Source organism: Oleiphilus sp. HI0043 (genome assembly GCF_001634935.1).
The window spans coordinates 1-1,033 of the sequence record NZ_LWEY01000430.1 but is presented as its reverse complement, the minus strand read 5'-3'; the positions used below and the strand labels follow the sequence as shown (position 1 = coordinate 1,033).

Annotated in this window: 2 protein-coding genes; both read left to right on the top strand. The window is 41.3% G+C overall.

All coding sequences use genetic code 11. From position 1 onward, the window contains the following. Positions 1-738, top strand: a 738-nt coding sequence (gene traF / locus A3729_RS05530) for a conjugal transfer protein TraF (RefSeq protein ID WP_068633349.1), incomplete at its 5' end; no start/stop codon positions are given. Next, positions 735-1,033 (top strand): conjugal transfer protein TraH (locus tag A3729_RS05525; protein WP_197475599.1); only part of this gene is annotated, 299 nt, incomplete at its 3' end. The genes traF and A3729_RS05525, both read left to right, overlap by 4 nt.

Here is a 1,033-nt window from a genome sequence, read left to right as displayed (position 1 = left end):
AAATGGTGGGGCAAAGGCTATGAGTTAGAGAAAGATTCTGAAGAAGAACCTACTAACGAAGAAAAATACAACCTACCTCCTCTTCCAGCTAAAGAAGAACTTATGAAAATGCACCCTGAGCAACTAAGGGAAATGGAACAGAAATATCTAGATCAAGCAATATGGAAAAGGGACGAAGAAAGTGTCAAAGAGTACTACACACTCGTTGCTGCGTTTCGTGCGATGTCAAGAGGATTTGCTGCTGTCCATAACTACGTAACAATGACATCACCTGAGTTAAGTACCGCAGACATGGCCCCTAGCACTCCAATGGGGATCAAGACAAAGAAAGCAAACATACTTAACGATCTAAACTCCAAACTAAAATCAGAATATAGAAACTTCGGGTTAATGATTTTCATGTCTGGAAGTTGTGGAGCCTGCAAAGTAATGCATCCACTATATAAAGCATTTGCAATTAGACATGGGTGGCAAGTCCAATATATAGATGTCGAACAACGACCCGACCTAGTAGACCACTTTAAGGTTAAAGTCACACCAACCGTAATCATGGTTCAATCAAATACCAATAACCATCAAACAGTATCTCATGGTGTTGTAGCACTCCCCAACCTAGAAACAAACATATATCGCTCACTTCGACTAATGAAAGGCGAAATAGACATGCAACAATTTCTGACGATGGAGCACCAAATGGGATCTAGTCTCGACCCACTCGCAAAAAGGAAAATACAATGAGAACTGTATTATTAACAACCATCCTAATTATGGCAGCCATACCTTCTGCACTGGCTGGAGTCGTGGACGATTGGCTAAGTGATTTAGAATCATCTGTTGGAGCTTCAGCATATAACAGCGGTTCAAGAGGGTATTTAAGCGCAGGCTCAGTTAACGCTAGAGTTTCATCTACAAGTGAATATCTTATGTCAATCAACCCTCCGAGACTAGATGCTGGAGCGTGTGGGGTTGATTTATTCTTAGGTGGTATGAGCTACATGGATATAGATTACCTTGGGGATAAGCTAGAAGCTGT